Origin of the sequence: Rhodococcus sp. YL-1 (genome assembly GCF_001942025.1) — a bacterium.
Lineage (GTDB): Bacteria > Actinomycetota > Actinomycetes > Mycobacteriales > Mycobacteriaceae > Rhodococcus_F > Rhodococcus_F qingshengii.
The window spans coordinates 568800-587500 of the sequence record NZ_CP017299.1; the positions used below are offsets into that span (position 1 = coordinate 568800).

Consider the following 18701-nt stretch of genomic DNA (forward strand, 5'->3'; position numbering starts at 1 on the left):
ACACCGGACTGTCCGCTGACGTACACGATCATCGACAAGGAGGTGATCCGATGCTCTGGTACATCGGTCGCCGAGTGCTTCAAATGATCCCGGTTTTTCTCGGGGCCACTCTTCTGATCTACGCCATGGTCTTCCTGCTTCCCGGTGATCCGATTGCCGCGTTGGCGGGCGACAAGGCGCTCAGTCCGGCTGTGGCAGCACAGCTTCGGGAGCGCTACCACCTCGATCTCCCCTTCTATCAGCAGTACCTGCTGTACCTGAAGGGCATCTTCACGCTGGACTTCGGCACGTCGTTCTCCGGACGACCTGTCAGTGAAGTTCTGGCACAGGCATTTCCGATCACGATGAAACTTGCCTTCATGGCACTGATCGTCGAGACCGTCTTCGGTGTCGGCTTCGGCCTCATCGCCGGCCTGCGTAAGGGCGGATTCTTCGACAGCACCGTCCTGCTGTTCAGCCTCGTTCTCATCGCCATCCCGATCTTCGTGATCGGCTTCCTGGCTCAGTTCTTCATCGGCGTCAAATGGGGCATCGTCCCGCCGACGGTCGGTGGCAACACCAGCTTCAAGAATCTCCTGCTCCCCGCCCTGGTTCTGGGTTCGGTCTCGTTCGCGTACGTCCTGCGACTGACCCGAACATCCGTGGCGGAGAACCTGAGTGCCGACTACGTGCGCACTGCCACCGCCAAGGGACTTTCCCGTGGACGAGTGGTTCGCGTGCACGTGTTGCGCAACTCGCTGATCCCCGTGGTCACGTTCCTGGGCGCCGACCTCGCAACATTGATGGGCGGCGCCATCGTCACCGAGGGCATCTTCAACATCAACGGCGTCGGCGGCACGATCTACCAGGCTGTGACCAGAGGTGAAGCGCCGACGGTGGTTTCGTTCGTCACCATTCTCATCGTGATCTACCTGATCGCAAATCTGCTCGTCGACCTCTTGTACGCCGCGCTCGACCCGAGGATCCGCTATGTCTGAGACCGTGAAGACCGGACGCGCCGTCCGGCAAAGTCATTTCGTGGCACCGCCCGAAGTTGCGGCACCCGGGGAGACGGACGCCGTCAAACTCGATCAGGCGCCGACCAGCATGTGGACCGATGCGTGGCGCGACCTACGCAAGCGCCCCCTGTTCATCATCTCGACGATCATCATCCTCGCGGTCATCGTCATCGCAGCGTTTCCGAGCTTGTTCACGAGCACCGATCCGCGGTTCTGCGACCTGACCTACAGCATGCAGGGGCCGACCTCAGGGCACTGGTTCGGTTTCGACCGCCAGGGCTGTGACGTGTACTCGCGCACCATCTACGGTGCTCGCGCATCCGTACTCGTGGGCGTCGGCGTCACGGCGTCGGTGCTGGTGATCGGCGTGATCTTCGGTGCGCTGTCCGGTTTCTACGGCGGATGGACCGATTCGATCCTCTCCCGTGTCGCCGACATCTTCTTCGGCATCCCGCTGATCCTGGCTGCCATCGTCCTGATGCAGCTGTTCACCGATCGCACCATCTGGACCGTCGTCGGCGTGCTGGCGCTCTTCGGCTGGCCGCAGATGGCAAGAATCGCTCGAGGCGCGGTGATCTCGGCGAAGAACAACGATTACGTCATGGCCTCGGAAGCGTTGGGTGTCTCGAAGCTCAAGACACTGATCCGCCACGTCATCCCGAACTCGTTGGCGCCCATCATCGTGGTCGCCACCATCTCGCTCGGTACGTACATCGTTGCCGAGGCGACGCTGTCCTTCCTCGGTATCGGTCTTCCGTCCACCGAGGTTTCGTGGGGCGGCGACATCAGCAACGCTCAGGTGACGCTGCGTCAGGGTTCGACCATTCTGTTCTACCCGGCAACGGCTTTGGCGATCACCGTTCTCGGATTCATCATGATGGGTGACGCTCTGCGCGACGCCCTCGATCCCAAGTCGCGGAAGCGGTGAGCACGATGACCACCAAGGAAACTCTCACCTCGGAGGAAACTCCGTTGCTCGAGATTCGTGATCTCGAGGTGTCTTTCCAGTCCAATTCCGGTCCGGTTCCGGCAGTTCGAGGCGTCAGCCTGACCGTCTACCCGGGTCAGACGGTCGCGATCGTCGGCGAATCGGGTTCGGGTAAGTCCACCACCGCCCACTCGATCATCAATCTGCTTCCCGGCACCGGCAAGGTGACGGCAGGCGAGATCATCTTCGACGGCAAGGACATCTCGAAGGTCTCGGAGAAGGACTTCGTCCACATCCGGGGAAGCCAGATCGGTTTGGTTCCGCAGGACCCGATGTCGAATCTGAATCCCGTGTGGAAAGTGGGCTTCCAGATCGAGGAAGCACTGGCCGCCAACGGGATCGCCAAGGGCAAGGCAGCCAAGGTTCGGGCCGCCGAACTGCTCGAGGAGGCAGGACTCGCCGAAGCCGAGAGCCGGTTGGGGCAGTACCCGCACGAGTTCTCGGGCGGTATGCGTCAGCGCGCACTCATCGCGATCGGGTTGTCCGCTCGTCCGAAGCTCCTGATCGCGGACGAGCCGACGTCGGCGCTCGACGTCACCGTCCAGCGTCAGATCCTCGACCACCTCGACGGTCTGACTACGGAACTCGGCACCGCCGTTCTGCTCATCACTCACGATCTTGGCCTGGCCGCCGAGCGCGCCGAGCATCTGATCGTGATGAGCAAGGGTCGTATCGTCGAATCCGGTCCGGCACTGGAGATTCTGAAGCGCCCGCAGCATCCGTACACGCAGAAGCTGGTCGCGGCTGCGCCGTCGTTGGCGTCGAAGCGGCTCAGCTCGTCGGTGGCGCGCGCCGAGATTCGCGAACAGGCAGAAGAGGTCGCCGAAGCGGTCAAGGCCGAGGAAAGTGCGGCAGAGTCCTTCGGCAAGGTGACCGACGACGTTCTTGTCGTCGATCATCTGACCAAGGTGTTCAAGCTGCGCAAGGGTTTCCGCAAGACCACCGACTTCACAGCCGTGAACGACGTGTCCTTCAAGGTCCGCCGCGGAACCACGACTGCAATCGTCGGCGAATCGGGTTCTGGTAAGTCGACGGTCGCACAGATGGTCCTCGGTCTGCTCGAGCCCACTGCAGGCAACGTGGTCTTCGACGGTCAGGACGTGTCGAAACTCGGTGCGAAGGAAACATTTGCGTTCCGTCGTCGAGTGCAGCCGATCTTCCAGAACCCTTACGGCACGCTCGACCCGATGTACTCGATCTACCGCACGATCGAAGAGCCGCTGCGTACCCACAAGGTCGGGACCAAAGCCGAACGGGAGGCTCGCGTCCGCGAACTTCTCGACAAGGTCGGTCTGCCCCAGTCGGTCATGCGACGGTTCCCGAACGAGCTCTCCGGCGGACAGCGTCAGCGCGTCGCAATTGCGCGAGCGTTGGCACTGCAACCGGAGGTCGTGATCTGCGACGAGGCGGTCTCCGCTCTCGACGTGCTCGTGCAGGATCAGATCTTGACCCTGCTCAACGACCTGCAGGCAGAGTTCGGGTTGACGTACCTCTTCATCACGCACGACCTGGCCGTGGTTCGTCAGATCGCGGACAACGTGTTGGTGATGTCGCGTGGCTCGATCGTCGAATCGGCACCGATCGACGACGTGTTCGGTAATCCGCAACAGGACTACACCCGCAAGTTGCTCGACGCGATTCCCGGTGGGTCCATCAAGCTGGGAAGCTGACGCAACAGGTAGGTAGGCAAGTCCGCAGAGGGGCTGCAAGGGTACCGTCGTTGATCGTGACGGACCCCTTGCAGCCCCTCGTCGATCTTCCAGGCGTACGCGCCGCCGCCGATCATGCGCGCGATGCTCTGGGTGAGGTTCATCGGCACAAGACCAACCGTCGCGGTTGGCCCACCACTGCCGCCGAAGCCGCGGTTCGTGCCGCGCGCGCTTCCGCATCGCTCGCCGGTGGCACCACCGAATTGCCGACCGAGGGCATGGCCGGTGATCCGATTCTCGCGGGTGCTCTGCGCGTGGCTCAGGCTCTCGACGGCGACAGCCTTCCGCTCATGGAGTCGACGTGGAAGCGCGCCCCACTTCAGGCTCTGGCCCGGCTGCACCTGTTGGCCGCGGCGGATCTCGTCGAGGACGCAGATCAACTGGGGCGGCCACGGTCGGATCGCGGAGTGGGGGAGCGGTTGGACGCTCTCGCCCAACTCGTTACAGGCGGAACCAGTGCACCGGCACCTGTTCTGGCGGCCGTCGTACACGGAGAACTCTTGGCGCTGAGCCCGTTCGGCACCGCTGACGGCATCGTCGCCCGCGCGGCCTCGCGTCTGGTTGCGGTCTCGTCGGGACTGGATCCGCACAATCTCGGGGTCCCCGAGGTCAGTTGGCTTCGGCGGCCACAGGCGTACACGGACGGCGCGGCAGGATTCGCTTCGGGAAATCCGGCGGGCGTCGGCAGCTGGGTGATTCTGTGCTGTGGTGCTCTCGAAGCCGGTGCGCGAGAGGCGACTTCGATTGCCGACGCCGCTACCGGATAGTCCGGCAAATTGCGCCTGTCGGAACATAACGAACGGGCGGCGCTGCCGATAAATCGACTTCGCCGCCCGTCAGCACGGACTACTCGTTACCAAGCGTGCTCGGTGGGTTGTGTGGGTGGCCTCGGCGAGGGATCGCGCTTTCTGAGGTCGTCCCCGCAACCTGTGCGGGGTCCTCGCTCAAATTGAACGAATCTCGCAGGCCCACAACGCTTCTGCCCTTATAGTGGCTTGTGCTCCGCGTGGGTGCCCTAGTGCCCGTGCTAGGAATTTCGGTTGGGGAAACGGTCCTTCTCTTCCGAGCCGTTCCTGGCCTTCCGTTCTTCCGTAACTCCTTTGTACCCTGTGTCCGGGCTCACAGCAAGTACCAATTTTTGTTTGTGGGCCTTGGATTTCAGCGTTTCCGGCGCAGTAGCCCGAAGGTCATGGCGCCGGCCACCAGAGCTGCGATTCCCACCGCAGCGGTAGTAGCCACCGTGGTCGTGGACTGGGCCGACAATCGGGCACGAAGTGAGACCGGATTCGAGAAAGTCAGTATGGGCCAACCGTTTACGGCCGCTTCCTTGCGCAACGCTCGATCGGGGTTGACTGCGGTCGGATGTCCGACAGCCTCGAGCATGGGTAAATCCGTCACCGAGTCGGAGTAGGCGTAACTGGCGGCGAGGTCGTAACCGTACTCCGCGGCGAGTTTTTCCATGGCTTCGACCTTGCCGGGGCCGTAGCAGTAGAAGTCCACCTCGCCGGTGTAGTGGCCGTCTTCCTCCCTCATCGACGTCGCGACGGAATGGGTGGCGCCGAGGGCGCGGGCGATCGGTGCGACGATCTCTTCACCCGAAGCAGACACGACGATGACGTCGTGTCCACGCAGCTTGTGATCTGCGATCAGATCGGCCGCCTCGGCGAAGACGAGTGGATCGACGATGTCGTGCAGAGTCTCCGCGACGACGGCCTTCACCTGTTCCACGTCCCAGCCCGCACACATCGCCGTCAGATGCTCGCGCATGCGCTCCATCTGATCGTGATCGGCGCCGGACAGTAGAAACAGGAATTGCGCATAGCTGCTCTTGAGAACCGAGCGTCGATTGATCAGACCCTGTGCGAAGAATGGCTTGCTGAACGCCAGGGTGCTCGACTTCGCGATGATCGTTTTGTCCAAATCGAAGAAAGCGGCTGTCCGCCCGGTATTCAGTCCGTTCGCAGGCTTGTCGGTCACAGGATTGAGGATAGTCCGACAGGCGGTTCGTGTGCTCTTCGGCAAGCGTCCTCTTTCGGCGAAAAACAGCAGTTCAGTGCAGCTCAGGCTTGCATTTCTCGCCGATGGCGGGTGTAAGATCGTTGCTGTTCGATTCGTTCGAACTTGTTCAGCCCGACCCCCCGGGGCTGAACTCAGACGGCCCCCGCCTCCTCCCCCCATTGGCGGGGGTCGTCCTCTGTCTCAGGCCTGTTTCTCCCCAACCTCCCAGTTGTCCACAGGGTTGTTCGGCCCACTGTTTTCGGTGCCGGTGCTCGTTCAGGCTCTGCAGTCATGAACACGACGATCAGCTCTCAGGAAACCGGGGCTCCCATTCTGGTTCTCGTCGACGACGCGAAAATCCTCGCGAGCGTGCGACGCGTCGCTGCCGCGGTGGACCGCCGGCTGGACGAGGCCGAACATCCCGTGTCCCGGCAACAGTGGAACCGGGCCTCGGCGGTGGTACTGGACGCGTCGGCGGCGCGAGATGCTCTGGCTCGTTCCCCCAAGCGAACGCGAGTGTTCCTCGTATGCGACGGCACACCGACCGTCGACGATTGGAAGAGCGCCACCGCGATCGGAGCCGACAGCGTTCTGTCCTTGCCCGAGGAAGAGAACGCGCTGGTCGCAGTTCTGGCCGATCACGTCGACGTCAGTGGTGACGGCACCGTCGTGAGCGTGGTGGGTGGTTGTGGCGGCGGCGGAGCCTCGGCAACTGCTGCGGCTGTCGCGTTGACGTCGGCGGCACGTCACGTCCCGACGCTGTTGGTGGACGTCGACGCACTCGGTTCCGGCGCCGACGTGCTGTTGGGTATCGAGACTGCTCCCGGATTACGTTGGGGTGCACTGACCGTCGAGGGCGGGCGGTTGTCCCCGGAGGCGCTGCGCGATGCACTGCCGGCGAAGGGAAAGTTTCTGAGGGTTCTGGCGAGCAGTCGCCGGGAGATCGACGGTCCGACAGTGACCGCCGTTCGCGCCGTGCTGGACGCAGGTCGCAGTTCCGGCGGGCTCGTGGTCTGCGACGTGCCACGTCATCCCAGCGAGGTAGGTCAGGCCGTGTTGGAGATGTCGGATTCGGTGCTCGTGGTGGTTCCGGCCACCGTGGCCGCATGCGTCGCGGCCGAGAAGGTCGGAGCCTGGGTGGTGCGACACAACTCCAACGTCGGGCTCGTCGTGCGTGGGCCGGCACCGGGAGGCCTACGCGGCGCCGATGTGGCAGACATGCTCGGCCTGCCCCTGACGGCCGTGATGCGCGGCCACCGATCGCTGGCGCCGATGCTCGAGCGTGGTGGCCTCGAATTGACCCGCGGTTGTCCGTTGAGTGTGGCGGCAACAGCGGTACTCGACGCCGTCGAATCCGGCGCACGCCCGCGCAGGGCTGCGGCATGAGTGCGTTGGTCACGGCCGAACTGCTCGACCGAGTTCGCGAGCGATTGACGGCGTCGTCGGTCGCCGAGCCGACGGCGGCCACCGTTGCCGATGCTGTGCGAGCCGAGTCCTCGGGCGTTCTGGCGGACACGGATCTGTTGGAGGTCGTCAGAGTGCTCCAGACGGAACTGACAGGCGCGGGGCCGCTCGAACCTCTACTGCACGAACCCGGGGTCGCCGATGTACTGGTGACCGCGCCGGATCAGGTCTGGGTGGACCGCGGGGTCGGCCTCGAAAGGTCGGGGGTCCGGTTCACCGACGAGGCAGCCGTGCGTCGACTGGCGCAGCGGTTGGCACTGTCGGCAGGTCGACGCCTCGACGACGCCCAACCGTGGGTCGACGGCCGCCTGCGGGGCGTCGGCGACGGGCACTTCGGGGTACGACTTCATGCCGTACTCGCACCCGTGGCCCAGGGTGGAACCTGCGTGTCACTGCGAGTGTTGCGGCCCGCAACACAGGGTCTCGACGCGCTGTCCGCCCACGGCGCCGTGGAACCGGACGCGCGGGAGCTCCTCAATCGCATCATTTCTTGTCGCTTGGCTTTTCTGGTGATCGGCGGGACCGGTGCGGGAAAGACCACGTTGTTGTCCGCCATGCTCGGCGCGGTCGACCCGCGCGAGCGAATCGTCTGTGTCGAGGACGCGGCCGAACTGGCGCCGCCGCATCCACACGTCGTCCGCCTCGTCGCCAGAGCTCCCAACGTCGAGGGCGTCGGAGAGGTGACGGTGCGCGATCTGGTTCGGCAGGCACTACGAATGCGTCCCGATCGCATCGTCGTCGGTGAGGTCCGCGGCGCAGAGGTGACTGATCTGCTCACGGCGATGAACACCGGCCACGACGGCGGCGCCGGCACCGTTCACGCCAATTCGCCCGAAGAGGTGCCGGCCAGACTCGAGGCGTTGGCGGCGCTCGGCGGTATGGATCGCCACGCGTTGCACAGTCAACTTGCCGCGGCGGTTCAAGTGATCCTGCACGTGCACAGATTGGCTGACGGATCGAGGCGTCTCGAACAGATCGGTGTCATCGACCGCGGTGCGGACGGGTACGTACAAATCATGCAGGCGTGGCCGGACGGCGGTTCGGGTCGTGAGCGGCTCGAGCGGATGTTCCGGCTTCGCAATCGGGAGGTCGGGACGTGACAGTTTCCCTCTTGGCCTTCGCACTGGCGGTCTCGATTGCGCCGGTGCGGGATTCGCGTGCTCGGCTCGCTACCTACACCCCGAGCGTCCGCAAGCCCTCCCGGCAGATTCCGTGGCAGTTCGTTGCCGCATTTCTCGCGATTTCGGCCGCGTGGATCCTCGGAGGTCTTCCGGCAGGGTGTGCGGCTGTCGTCCTCGCCGGGACCCTGATCCTCCGTGGCCGACGCGCGAATGCAGCCGAAACCCGGGATCTCTCACAGAAGATGCTGCTCTCCGGTCTGGAGGTGCTGATCGCCGAGCTGAGCGTCGGCGCGCATCCTGCAGCGGCCAGTTCTGTTGCAGGCGAGGAATGTACCGGAGAAGTGAGTGCGGTATTCCGTTCCGCTGGGGCCAGGGCGCGTCTCGGTGGTTCTGCCGCAGCGGCCTTCGCGGTACCGGATTCGTGCATCGAGCGTGAGTTCTCCCGCATCGGATCCGTCTGGCGGGTCGCCGACCAACACGGGCTGGCACTGGCGGAACTGCTCGGCGCCGTCCGGACGGACATGTTGGGACGTAGACGCTTTCGTCAGCGTACCGAGGCCGGGTTGGCGGGCGCTCGGGCGACCGCTGCGGTGTTGGCCTTTCTCCCGCTGTTGGGGATCGGTCTCGGGCAATTGATGGGTGCTTCGCCGCTGCGCGTGCTGTTCGGAGGTGGGCTCGGCGGCGTGCTCCTGGTGATCGGAACCGCTTGTGTCTCAGCTGGTCTGCTCTGGACCGACCGGATAACTGCGAAGGTCACGTCGTGAGTTGGGCATCCGTGGCGATGATGGCGTTGGCGTTCGCGATCATTCCCGCTCGTCGCGGTGCTTCGGCCAGGGCGGCAGAAATTCTCTTCGCGGACACAACAACAGAAGATTCGGTTCCAGTCCCGGACAAGCCGGATCCACTCGCAGTTGCCGCAAGTCTCGACCTTCTCGGGGCCTGCCTACGAGCGGGGCTTCCCGTCTCCGCCGCGATCACAGCGATGGCGTCGACGGCACCGAAACCGATGGCCGACTCGCTTCGTCGCGTCGCCGACCTTCTGGCGCTCGGTGCCGATCCGGACGCCGCGTGGAGCGAAGCCGCTCTCGATCCCGATACCGAGGCGCTCGCCAGAATGGCTCGGCGTTCCGCCCGTTCGGGTTCGTCGCTGTCCTCGTCCATGGCCGAACTCGCCGAGCGCAGTCGAGGTGACGCCGAGGATCTTGCTGCTGCCGCAGCCGAACGCGCGGGAGTGCTGATCAGCGGTCCACTCGGGCTGTGTTTCCTGCCGGCGTTCATCGCCTTGGGCATCGTCCCGGTGGTGATCGGGCTTGCCACGACTGTGCTCGGTAACGGCCTGCTGTGAGCCGGATCCGAGTGAAAGCTCCTGCGGCAGAGGTGCTGCCGCAGGTTTCGATTGAAGGGGGAGAAATGATTTCGAAGACGTTGAGGACGGTGTCGGCCAGATTTGCGCTGTTGGTAACGGAGGACGACGGTATGTCCACCGCGGAGTATGCGATCGGCACGATTGCGGCTGCCGCATTCGGTGCCGTCCTGTACACGGTTGTCACTGGCGACTCCATTGTCTCGGCGCTGACAGGCATCATTGACAAGGCGCTCAAGACAGCTGTGTGATGTTGTCCACGAGAGGTATTCGGCAAGCCGACGACGGCGCCGTGACGGTGGAGGCCGCGATTGCTCTGGCTTCGATCGTCACGGTGGTCGTGCTGTGTATCGGCGGAGTCCTGGCGGTGTCGATGCAGGTTCGGTGTGTCGACGCCGCTCGTGAGGCCGCGCGGTTGGTGGCACGTGGTGATCGTGAGTCTGCGGTCGCCACGGCCCGCCGGATCGCACCCGAAGATGCGTCGATCTCGGTGGAGATCGTGGACGGCTTTGCGGTGGCCGTTGTCAGCGCCGAGAGTGCGTTGCTGCCGTTGGTCGACATTTCTTCCGAGGCGGTGGCAGCAGTGGAGTCGGGAGTGGAGGAGGGGTGAACCTACGTGACGACGAAGGTGTTGCCACGGTTCTGGCGTGCTGCGTTCTGGCAGCGATCGTGATGGTGACCGGCGGGATGCTGCATGTCGGTTCCGCAGTGGTGGCTCGGCACACGGCTCAGTCGGCCGCTGATCTTTCGGCTCTCGGCGGTGCGGGCGCCTTGGACGGCGGAGACGAGTCGGCGTGTGAGATGTCCGCGGTGATCGCGGAGCGGATGCGCACGGTGCTCGAGGAGTGCGAGGTGCAGGGGTGGGATGTTGTCGTCGAGATACGCGCACCGGTGTTGTTGTCGGGCTTCGGGATCGGGGATGCGCAGGCTTACGCGCGTGCGGGTCCGGTCAGCTGATGGTGTCGATGACGGCGGTCAGAACCTTGACCGCGCCGTCTTTGTCGAGTGGGTCGTTTCCGTTGCCGCACTTGGGTGAATAGACGCAGGACGGGCAACCGTGAGCGCATTCGCAGGACAGTATGGCGTCGCGCGTCGCGGTGAGCCATCGGGACAGTTCGCTGTGCCCTCGGTCGGCGAACCCGGCACCGCCGGCATGACCGTCGTAGACGAAGACGGTCGGGAGTCCGGTGTCCGCGTGCATCGCGGTGGACACTCCGCCGATGTCTCCGCGGTCGCAGATCGCCACCAGTGGCAGCAGGCCGATTGCGGCATGTTCGGCGGCATGCAGTGATCCGGGGAACCGTTCGGGCGGGACCCCGATGGATTCGAGGAGTTCCGGCGTGACCGTGTACATCACTGCCCTGGTGGGCAAAGTGTGTGCGGGCATGTCGAGTTCGATCGAGTCGAGGACTTCACCCGAAGTCAACCGTCGTAGGTATCCGACGACTTGATGTGTCACCTCGACCTGGACGAGAGCGACGGCGATGTCGCCGTAGTTCTTGTGCTCGAGTTGTTCGGTGATCGTGATTTCGGTGGTCTCGCGGGCCGAGGTGGTCCAGTCCGGATTCTCGGTGTGTACCAATGCGAGTCCGACGTCGAGGTCCAGTTCGTCGACGACGTAGGTCTCGCCTTGATGGATGTGCACGGCGCCGGGATGAACTGTGGCCGGAGCGCGGCCCGCGTCGACAGTGCCCAGCATCCGGCCGGATTCCCCGTCGACAATGGCCACCTGAGTTCCGATGCCGCCGCGAATGTCCAAAGAGCCGTGGGGGTTCGAATCGGCGGTGACGAACCATCCGTGCTTTCGGCGCCGGATCTTGCCTTCCTCCGACAGCCTGGTCAGAACCTCGAGAGCCCCGAACGCGTCCACCTCGGCATCGGAAAGTGGGAGTTCCATTGCAGCGCAGAGAAGTTGTGGTCCCAGGACGTACGGATTTCCGGGATCTGTCACCGTCGCCTCGACGGGTTTGTCGAGTACCGCTGACGGATGGTGAACGAGGTAGGTGTCGAGTGGATCGTCGCGGGCGATCAACACGACGAGTGAACCCTCACCGCGTCGCCCGGAGCGACCCGCTTGCTGCCAGAACGAGGCGACGGTGCCCGGGAAGCCTGCCACGACAACGGCGTCGAGGCCTGCGATGTCGACGCCGAGCTCCAGTGCGTTGGTGGTGGCTGCGCCCAGCAGTGTGCCGTCGGCGAGTGCAGCTTCCAGTTCGCGTCGGTCCTCGGCCAGATATCCGGCGCGATACGACGCGACTCGCTCGGCGAGGTCCGGGTCCACCTCGGCGAGTAGACGTTTGGTGGCCATCGCGGTCAGCTCGGCGCCGCGGCGGGAGCGGACGAAGGTGAGAGTGCGGGCGCCTTCGATCATGAGGTCGGCCATGATCCGCGCGGCTTCCGCGCCCGCGGGACGTCGTACCGGGCTACCGTTTTCGCCGGTCAATGCCTCCAGTAGCGGTGGTTCCCACAGGGCGACGGTGCGTGGGCCGTGCGGCGATCCGTCTTCCGTGACCTCGGTGCAGTGTGCGCCTATGAGCCGCGAGGCCGCCGCGCCGGGATCCGCTGTGGTCGCGCTGGCCAGGATGAAGGTGGGTTCGGCGCCGTAACGGGCTGCAATTCTGCGTAATCGCCGGATCACGAGCGCGACGTTGGATCCGAAGACTCCCCTGTAGGAGTGGCATTCGTCGATGATCACGTATTTCAGGTTGCGGAAGAAGTGTGCCCATCGCTGATGGGTTCTGAGCAGAGAAATGTGGATCATGTCGGGGTTGGTGAAGAGCCAGCGTGAGTTCTCACGTGCCCAAGTGCGGAGTTCCTGCGAGGTGTCGCCGTCGTACGCACTGGCGTTCGTGCTGCGAAGTTCGACGTCGAAGTCGGTGAGGGACAGCACTGCTCGCAGTTGATCCGAGCCCAGCGCTTTGGTGGGGGAGAGGTACAGGGCAGTTGCGAGCGGATCGGTCGCCATGGCCGTCAGCACCGGGAGTTGGTACGCCAGTGACTTACCCGACGCCGTACCGGTGGCCACGACCACGTGTTTTCCCGCGTAAGCGAGGTCGGCGGCCTCACTCTGGTGGATCCACGGGGACCGCACGCTGTGCTCGGCGAGCGCACGTACGACGCTGGGGTGCACCCACTCCGGCCATTCGGTGAACTCGGCTACGCGAGCAGGTAACTGCGCGGTGAACATCAGTGGTTTTTCGCTTCCACTGACCCCGGCGACGACCCGATCGAGCAGCATCTGCCCGTAGGTCTCGCCAGGCTTCCCTCCCGGGGCGGGGATCGGGGAAGGTGCGTTCACGTGACTCTCCGGGCTCGGCGTTGGGGTGTGGCGGCAATCGGAAACTGTCGCTACCTGCAGTTTTGATGATACGCAACGGTCCGCGGTCTTGGTGGAACCGGGTGCTCGGCGCGCAAGCGGGAAACCACGATCGTGGGCTGTTTTTCTCGTAGCGAACTTTTAACGTTTTTAGTTCCCTTTTCGACTGTTGTGCACGCGGAGAACATGGTTGACTGACAATCGGTCGCAGCTTCTGTGTTCGTAGGCTTGAGAAAGTGCACGCTCGCAGGATCGTTGTTGCGGGCGCGGTGCTCTGCCTTTCCTGAGGGGGAAATAAAGACGTACAGCGGTCGGAACCGGCCCGGTGGACTGTAAGGGCTGTTCACCGAATCCGGTGTTAGAAAGAGAAGGAAAAGCATGGCACAGGGCACTGTGAAGTGGTTCAACGCTGAAAAGGGCTTCGGCTTCATCGCTCCCGAAGACGGTTCCGCAGACGTCTTCGTTCACTACTCCGAAATTCAGGGCAACGGCTTCCGTACCCTCGAGGAGAACCAGCGTGTGGAGTTCGAGGTCGGCCAGGGCACCAAGGGTCCCCAGGCTACCGGCGTTCGCGCGGTCTGATTTTTCCGCTCACTTGCTGAGCGAATAGTTCGGACAGTATTTGTCCCCCATCGCATCCGTGCGGTGGGGGACAAATCTTTTCGGGCTGAGTTAGGTCTTTCCCTGTCCGAGGTGAATGCACGCAGCTGTTCGGCCACGGCCGGTCGTCTATGCCGTCGATACCTTCGTGGCTTACGTTTCACTCTGTGAGCCAACTGTCCTTTTTCTCTGCCGAGTCGATTCCACCTGCCGTGACGGACCTTGCCGGAATGCTGGCCGGACCGGGGCAGGTCGTGACCTCGGAGGATCGCGCGCGGATCTCGATCGTCGTGGATCGGGACTGGAGAGCACAGGCCGTTGCCGAGTTGATCGCGCAGTGCGGACTCGGGGCCGAGGTGACGCGTAGCGAAGAAGGCAGCCCATTGGTCCGAACTCAGTCGACGCCCGCACTCCTTCCGCTGTCCGTGCAATGGACCAAGGGAGCAGTGAAGGCCGTGCCGGTCGGGTGGGTTCCTAATTCTCGCCAACTCCGAGTGTGGGCCGTCGCCGCCGGCCGCCTCGAAGAAGGCGGTGAACGATTCGTGTTCGGCCTCGACCCCCATGCGAAAGAGACACACGCACCGCTGGCTCAGGCCTTGATGAGGGTTGGTATCGCGCCGACTCAACTGGGTAACCGGACACCGGGTCCGGGGCTCCGTGTGTCGGGAAAGAAGAGACTGACAAAGCTCGTCGAATACCTCGGTGAGGCGCCGAAACACGTCGACACCTCGGTCGCCTGGCCGCACGTCTGACAGAGCTGATGCCGCGTGTCCAACGGTGCTGATGTCGCGTGTCCGACGGAGCCCATACTGTACTGATCTGCACGAATGTCTTGCGGGTATGTCACTCTGTAAAGAGAGACACGGGGTATAACTTGCTCCACACGTCTAGTTCTGAAGATCTGCCGACGGCAGTGAACGTCCAAAGGAAGGCTCGGGCAGCAGGTGGCTAAAGCGGACAACGGCAGCGGTCAGGGAGCGTCCGGTAACCCTCGTCGCCTCGTGATCGTCGAGTCACCGACCAAGGCGCGCAAAATCGCTCCCTACCTCGGTAAGGACTACGTCGTAGAGGCATCGGTCGGTCACATTCGCGACCTCCCGCGCGGCGCAGCGGACGTTCCGGCCAAGTACAAGGGCGAGTCGTGGGCCCGTCTCGGCGTCAACGTCGATCACGACTTCGAGCCGCTCTATGTCGTGAGCCCGGAAAAGAAGGGCAAGGTCGCCGAACTCAAGTCTCTGTTGAAGGACGCCGACGAGCTCTTCCTCGCAACTGACCCCGACCGCGAGGGCGAGGCAATCGCCTGGCATCTCCTCGAGACTCTCAAGCCCAAGATTCCGGTTCGTCGAATGGTCTTCCACGAGATCACCGAGCCGGCAATCCGTGCTGCCGCCGAAGACACCCGCGAACTCGACACCGACCTCGTCGATGCTCAGGAAACCCGCCGCATCCTCGACCGTCTCTACGGTTACGAGGTCAGCCCGGTTCTCTGGAAGAAGGTCATGCCGAAGCTCTCGGCCGGCCGCGTCCAATCGGTGGCCACTCGCGTCATCGTCCAGCGTGAACGCGAGCGCATGGCGTTCAAGTCGGCGTCGTACTGGGACATTTCCGCGACGCTCGACGCCGGTGCAGAGGCGAGCCCGCGTAGTTTCGGTGCGCGCCTGGTCTCCGTCGACGGTTCGCGTGTCGCCTCCGGTCGCGATTTCGGAGCTGACGGAAAGCTCAAGGGCAGCGCGGTCACCGTGCTCGACGAGGCATACGCGCGTCGTCTCGCGGAGGCGTTGCAGGGCGTCGACCTCACTGTTTCCTCCGCCGAGGACAAGCCGTACACGCGCAAGCCTTACCCGCCGTTCATGACGTCGACGCTCCAGCAGGAAGCCGGACGCAAACTTCGTTTCACGTCCGAGCGCGCCATGCGTATCGCGCAGCGTCTGTACGAAAACGGCTACATCACCTACATGCGTACCGACTCGACGACTCTCTCGGAGTCGGCGATCGCTGCCGCTCGTGCGCAGGCCACCGAGTTGTACGGTCCGGAATACGTGCATCCGACGCCGCGTCAGTACACCCGCAAGGTCAAGAACGCGCAGGAAGCCCACGAGGCGATCCGCCCCGCCGGCGACGTGTTCCAGACCCCGGGTCAGCTGCACTCCAAGCTCGATTCCGACGAGTTCAAGCTGTACGAACTGATCTGGCAGCGGACCGTCGCTTCGCAGATGGCCGACGCCCGCGGTACGACGTTGACGCTTCGCATCTCCGGCACGGCAGGCACCGGCGAGGACTGCACGTTCTCCGCTTCGGGTCGCACCATCGTGTTCGCCGGCTTCCTCAAGGCTTACGTCGAGAGCGTCGACGAAGAGGCCGGCGGTCAGTCCGACGACGCCGAATCCAGGCTTCCGGTGCTGGTCAAGGGTCAGGAAGTCACGGCCACCAAGCTCGATCCGGACGGACACAGCACCAACCCGCCCGCTCGCTACACAGAAGCCAGCCTGATCAAGACGCTCGAAGAACTCGGCATCGGCCGTCCTTCGACCTATTCGTCGATCATCAAGACCATTCTCGATCGCGGATACGTCTACAAGCGTGGCAGCGCGCTGGTTCCGTCCTGGGTGGCGTTTGCCGTCATCGGGCTGCTCGAGGTGCATTTCGGCCGGCTGGTCGACTTCGATTTCACGGCAGGAATGGAAGACGATCTCGACGCGATCGCCGGCGGCCGTGAGCAGCGTGGCAACTGGCTGAGCAGCTTCTACTTCGGCGGCGAGACAGGCGCAGAAGGTTCGGTCGCCCGCGAGGGCGGGCTGAAGAAGATGGTCGGTGTCAATCTCGAGGAGATCGACGCTCGCGAGGTCAACTCCATCCGTCTCTTCGACGACGCCGAGGGCCGCGAGGTTCATGTGCGCGTCGGCCGGTTCGGGCCGTATCTCGAGCGCATGGTTCAGAATCCGGACGATCCCGAAGGCGATCTGATCTCGCAGCGGGCAAATCTTCCCGATGACCTGCCACCGGACGAGCTCACTCCCGAGTACGCCGAGAAGTTGTTCTCGACGCCTCAAGAGGGCCGCAAGCTGGGCGTCGACCCGCTGACGGGCCACGAGATCGTCGCGAAGGAAGGCCGCTTCGGTCCCTACGTGACCGAGATCCTGCCCGAACCGCCGGCCGAGCCGGAACCGGACATCGTTCCCGTCACCGCTCCCGAGCCGGAAGAAATCAGCTCGGGCAGCACCAAGACTGCGGTGAAGAAGGCCGCGGCCAAGAAGGCGCCTGCGAAGAAGGCTGCCAAGAAGGTCGCAGGCCCCAAGCCGCGGACCGGATCGCTGCTCAAGTCCATGGACTTGGCGACGATCACCTTGGAAGATGCGCTGCGTCTGCTGTCGCTTCCGCGCGTCGTGGGTGTCGACCCCGAATCGAAGGAAGAGATCACCGCGCAGAACGGCCGTTACGGTCCGTACCTGAAGAAGGGCACGGACTCACGCTCGCTCGCCAACGAAGAGCAGATGTTCACTGTCACGCTCGACGAGGCCCTCAAGATCTACGCCGAGCCGAAGCGTCGTGGGCGTCAGGCGTCGGCAACGCCTCCGCTGCGTGAGTTGGGCGTCGATCCGGTCAGCGAGAAGCCCATGGTGATCAAGGACGGCCGTTTCGGTCCGTACGTCACCGACGGCGAGACCAATGCCAGCCTTCGCAAGGACGACGACGTCGAATCCATTTCCGATGCTCGTGCATCGGAGTTGCTGGCTGATCGTCGTGCGCGCGGCCCGGTCAAGAAGAAGGCAGCAGCCAAGAAGGCTCCGGCAAAGAAGGCCGCTGCCAAGAAAACAGCCGCCAAGAAGGCTCCGGCAAAGAAGGCCGCCGCCAAGAAGGCTCCGGCGAAGAAGGACTCGTAAGACTTCGTCGGTGCCGACGGTTAGGGTTTTTGCATGAGTACTGAAGTGGCCGAACGAGGTGTGTTCGGTCGGCTGGTGGGTCAGCACGACGTCGAGCAGAGCCTGCGTGATGCTGCACTGTCGGCTCGTGGCGATTCCAGCGGCTCGGAGATGACCCACGCGTGGCTCTTCACCGGGCCACCCGGCTCAGGTCGTTCGGTGGCTGCTCTCTGCTTCGCCGCTGCCCTGCAATGCACCTCCGACGGTGCACCAGGGTGCGGTGAGTGTCATGCGTGTACGACGACGATGGGTGGAACCCACGGTGACGTACGACGGATCATCCCCGACGGTCTGAGCATCAGCGTCAAAGGCATGCGCGAGATAGTCAACATCGCTTCGCGTCGGCCGACGACGGGGCGGTGGCAGGTGATCGTGGTCGAGGATGCCGATCGTTTGACCGAAGGCGCAGCCAACGCCCTCCTGAAGGTTGTCGAGGAGCCGCCGGACCGCACGGTCATCCTGCTCTGCGCGCCGACGACCGATCCGGAAGACATGTCTGTCACCCTCCGATCGCGGTGTAGGCACATGCCGTTGGTGACGCCGTCCGTCGAATCGATCGCTCAGGTGCTGATCGACCGCGACGGGCTGGATCCGGAACGGGCGAGAATCGCCGCATCGATCAGCGGCGGACATGTCGGCCGGGCTCGGCGTCTCGCCACCGACGAGAGCGCGCGCGACGAGCGTCAGCGTTCGCTTCGACTTGCCGCAGACGCGATCGGGGCTTCGACGGCGTACAAGGCCGCAGAGAACTTGGTGAAGTCGATCGAGGCTGACACCAAGGCGTTCTACGCCGAACTCAAGGAACAGGAACTCGAGGAACTCAAGGTTTCCTTGGGTGGCGGTGGAACCGGCAAGGGAACAGCCGGGACTCTGCGCGGATCGGCTGGTCTGATCAAGGACCTCGAAGCGCGTCAGAAATCGCGCGACACCCGGGCCCGCCGCGATCTTCTCGACCGGACGCTGATCGACCTTGCCGGCATGTACCGGGACGCGCTCTCCTGTTCGCTGGGGTCGACGTCGACGGCGACCCATCCCGACATGGCTCGGCAGGCCGCCGAGTTGGCTGCGCGAACGTCCCCGGAGGGGTTGCTCAAGTGCATCGAAGCGGTGCTCGAATGCCGCGAGGCCGTCGACTTCAACGTCAAGTTGCAGTGGGCGCTCGATGCGATGGTTGCCTCCATCGGAGCCGCTTTCCGACCCCCGTTTTCGCGATCCGGGGGTTGA

17 protein-coding genes are annotated in these 18701 nt (G+C 63.9%); 15 read left to right on the forward strand and 2 right to left on the reverse strand.

The window, feature by feature from the left end:
- Positions 1 to 50 precede the first annotated feature (50 nt).
- Genes BH682_RS02700 through BH682_RS02715 form a run of 4 tightly spaced genes read left to right on the forward strand, consistent with a single transcriptional unit; the run spans position 51 to position 4462 of the window.
- Positions 51 to 977 carry an ABC transporter permease gene (locus tag BH682_RS02700; protein WP_003946101.1) on the forward strand — a complete coding sequence of 309 codons (927 nt, stop codon included), beginning with the start codon at positions 51 to 53 and terminating at the stop codon, positions 975 to 977.
- Positions 970 to 1926 carry an ABC transporter permease gene (locus BH682_RS02705; RefSeq protein ID WP_019746638.1) on the forward strand — a complete coding sequence of 319 codons (957 nt, stop codon included), beginning with the start codon at positions 970 to 972 and terminating at the stop codon, positions 1924 to 1926. The genes BH682_RS02700 and BH682_RS02705 overlap by 8 nt, the downstream gene beginning before the upstream one ends.
- Before the next feature lie 5 nt (positions 1927 to 1931).
- Positions 1932 to 3656: a dipeptide ABC transporter ATP-binding protein gene (locus tag BH682_RS02710; RefSeq protein ID WP_087503825.1), complete on the forward strand. Its 1725-nt coding sequence runs from the start codon at positions 1932 to 1934 to the stop codon at positions 3654 to 3656.
- 56 nt (positions 3657 to 3712) lie between these two features.
- Positions 3713 to 4462: a hypothetical protein gene (locus BH682_RS02715; RefSeq protein ID WP_003946100.1), complete on the forward strand. Its 750-nt coding sequence runs from the start codon at positions 3713 to 3715 to the stop codon at positions 4460 to 4462.
- Between the two features lie 391 nt (positions 4463 to 4853).
- Here BH682_RS02715 and BH682_RS02720 read toward each other — a convergent pair whose 3' ends face one another.
- Positions 4854 to 5672, reverse strand: coding sequence for an HAD-IB family hydrolase (locus BH682_RS02720; protein WP_003946123.1), 819 nt, complete (start codon positions 5670 to 5672; stop codon positions 4854 to 4856).
- Positions 5673 to 5984: 312 nt separating this feature from the next.
- Here BH682_RS02720 and ssd point away from each other — a divergent pair, with 312 nt between their 5' ends.
- The 7 genes from ssd to BH682_RS02755 all read left to right on the forward strand — a co-directional run bounded on the left by ssd (position 5985) and on the right by BH682_RS02755 (position 10598).
- On the forward strand, positions 5985 to 7079 hold the full coding sequence (gene ssd / locus BH682_RS02725; RefSeq protein ID WP_042446709.1) for a septum site-determining protein Ssd: 1095 nt from the start codon (positions 5985 to 5987) through the stop codon (positions 7077 to 7079).
- Entirely contained in the window at positions 7076 to 8257 is a 1182-nt protein-coding gene (locus BH682_RS02730; protein ID WP_075831975.1) for a TadA family conjugal transfer-associated ATPase, read from the forward strand. Before ssd ends, BH682_RS02730 begins: the two co-directional genes overlap by 4 nt.
- The gene (locus BH682_RS02735) at positions 8254 to 9042 is read left to right on the forward strand and encodes a type II secretion system F family protein (RefSeq protein WP_007732446.1); all 789 of its coding nucleotides are present in this window, start codon (positions 8254 to 8256) and stop codon (positions 9040 to 9042) included. The genes BH682_RS02730 and BH682_RS02735 overlap by 4 nt, the downstream gene beginning before the upstream one ends.
- Positions 9039 to 9623: a type II secretion system F family protein gene (locus tag BH682_RS02740; RefSeq protein WP_007732447.1), complete on the forward strand. Its 585-nt coding sequence runs from the start codon at positions 9039 to 9041 to the stop codon at positions 9621 to 9623. The genes BH682_RS02735 and BH682_RS02740 overlap by 4 nt, the downstream gene beginning before the upstream one ends.
- Positions 9624 to 9688: 65 nt before the next feature.
- The gene (locus tag BH682_RS02745) at positions 9689 to 9892 is read left to right on the forward strand and encodes a DUF4244 domain-containing protein (protein ID WP_042446719.1); all 204 of its coding nucleotides are present in this window, start codon (positions 9689 to 9691) and stop codon (positions 9890 to 9892) included.
- Positions 9892 to 10251 (forward strand): TadE family type IV pilus minor pilin, encoded by a 360-nt coding sequence (locus BH682_RS02750; RefSeq protein WP_003946102.1) that lies wholly within the window; start codon positions 9892 to 9894, stop codon positions 10249 to 10251. The genes BH682_RS02745 and BH682_RS02750 overlap by 1 nt, the downstream gene beginning before the upstream one ends.
- On the forward strand, positions 10248 to 10598 hold the full coding sequence (locus tag BH682_RS02755; RefSeq protein WP_075831977.1) for an Rv3654c family TadE-like protein: 351 nt from the start codon (positions 10248 to 10250) through the stop codon (positions 10596 to 10598). Before BH682_RS02750 ends, BH682_RS02755 begins: the two co-directional genes overlap by 4 nt.
- Here BH682_RS02755 and BH682_RS02760 read toward each other — a convergent pair.
- A complete protein-coding gene (locus BH682_RS02760; protein WP_003946107.1) occupies positions 10591 to 12879 on the reverse strand; it encodes a DEAD/DEAH box helicase in 2289 nt (762 codons plus the stop codon). The two genes, BH682_RS02755 and BH682_RS02760, sit on opposite strands and share 8 nt — an antisense overlap.
- 456 nt (positions 12880 to 13335) lie before the next feature.
- On the opposite strand from BH682_RS02760, the gene cspE reads away from it, so the two are divergent.
- From cspE to BH682_RS02780, 4 genes are all read left to right on the forward strand, one after another.
- Positions 13336 to 13539 carry a transcription antiterminator/RNA stability regulator CspE gene (gene cspE / locus BH682_RS02765; RefSeq protein ID WP_003946117.1) on the forward strand — a complete coding sequence of 68 codons (204 nt, stop codon included), beginning with the start codon at positions 13336 to 13338 and terminating at the stop codon, positions 13537 to 13539.
- 185 nt (positions 13540 to 13724) lie between these two features.
- Positions 13725 to 14309, forward strand: a complete 585-nt coding sequence (locus tag BH682_RS02770) for a hypothetical protein (RefSeq protein WP_003946106.1) — start codon at positions 13725 to 13727, stop codon at positions 14307 to 14309.
- 192 nt (positions 14310 to 14501) lie between these two features.
- A complete protein-coding gene (topA, locus tag BH682_RS02775) occupies positions 14502 to 17438 on the forward strand; it encodes a type I DNA topoisomerase (protein ID WP_003946104.1) in 2937 nt (978 codons plus the stop codon).
- Positions 17439 to 17471: 33 nt separating this feature from the next.
- On the forward strand, positions 17472 to 18701 hold the full coding sequence (locus BH682_RS02780; RefSeq protein WP_037132620.1) for a DNA polymerase III subunit delta': 1230 nt from the start codon (positions 17472 to 17474) through the stop codon (positions 18699 to 18701).

What these genes read in the sequence shown, in the direction of transcription:
- ssd (WP_042446709.1), top strand. Translation starts at nt 5,985, where the DNA reads ATGAACACGACGATCAGCTCTCAGGAAACCGGGGCTCCCATTCTGGTT.
- BH682_RS02780 (WP_037132620.1), top strand. Translation starts at nt 17,472, where the DNA reads ATGAGTACTGAAGTGGCCGAACGAGGTGTGTTCGGTCGGCTGGTGGGT.
- BH682_RS02750 (WP_003946102.1), top strand. Translation starts at nt 9,892, where the DNA reads ATGTTGTCCACGAGAGGTATTCGGCAAGCCGACGACGGCGCCGTGACG.
- BH682_RS02710 (WP_087503825.1), top strand. Translation starts at nt 1,932, where the DNA reads ATGACCACCAAGGAAACTCTCACCTCGGAGGAAACTCCGTTGCTCGAG.
- BH682_RS02700 (WP_003946101.1), top strand. Translation starts at nt 51, where the DNA reads ATGCTCTGGTACATCGGTCGCCGAGTGCTTCAAATGATCCCGGTTTTT.
- cspE (WP_003946117.1), top strand. Translation starts at nt 13,336, where the DNA reads ATGGCACAGGGCACTGTGAAGTGGTTCAACGCTGAAAAGGGCTTCGGC.
- BH682_RS02705 (WP_019746638.1), top strand. Translation starts at nt 970, where the DNA reads ATGTCTGAGACCGTGAAGACCGGACGCGCCGTCCGGCAAAGTCATTTC.
- BH682_RS02760 (WP_003946107.1), bottom strand. Translation starts at nt 12,879, where the DNA reads ATGCTGCTCGATCGGGTCGTCGCCGGGGTCAGTGGAAGCGAAAAACCA.
- BH682_RS02745 (WP_042446719.1), top strand. Translation starts at nt 9,689, where the DNA reads ATGATTTCGAAGACGTTGAGGACGGTGTCGGCCAGATTTGCGCTGTTG.
- BH682_RS02730 (WP_075831975.1), top strand. Translation starts at nt 7,076, where the DNA reads ATGAGTGCGTTGGTCACGGCCGAACTGCTCGACCGAGTTCGCGAGCGA.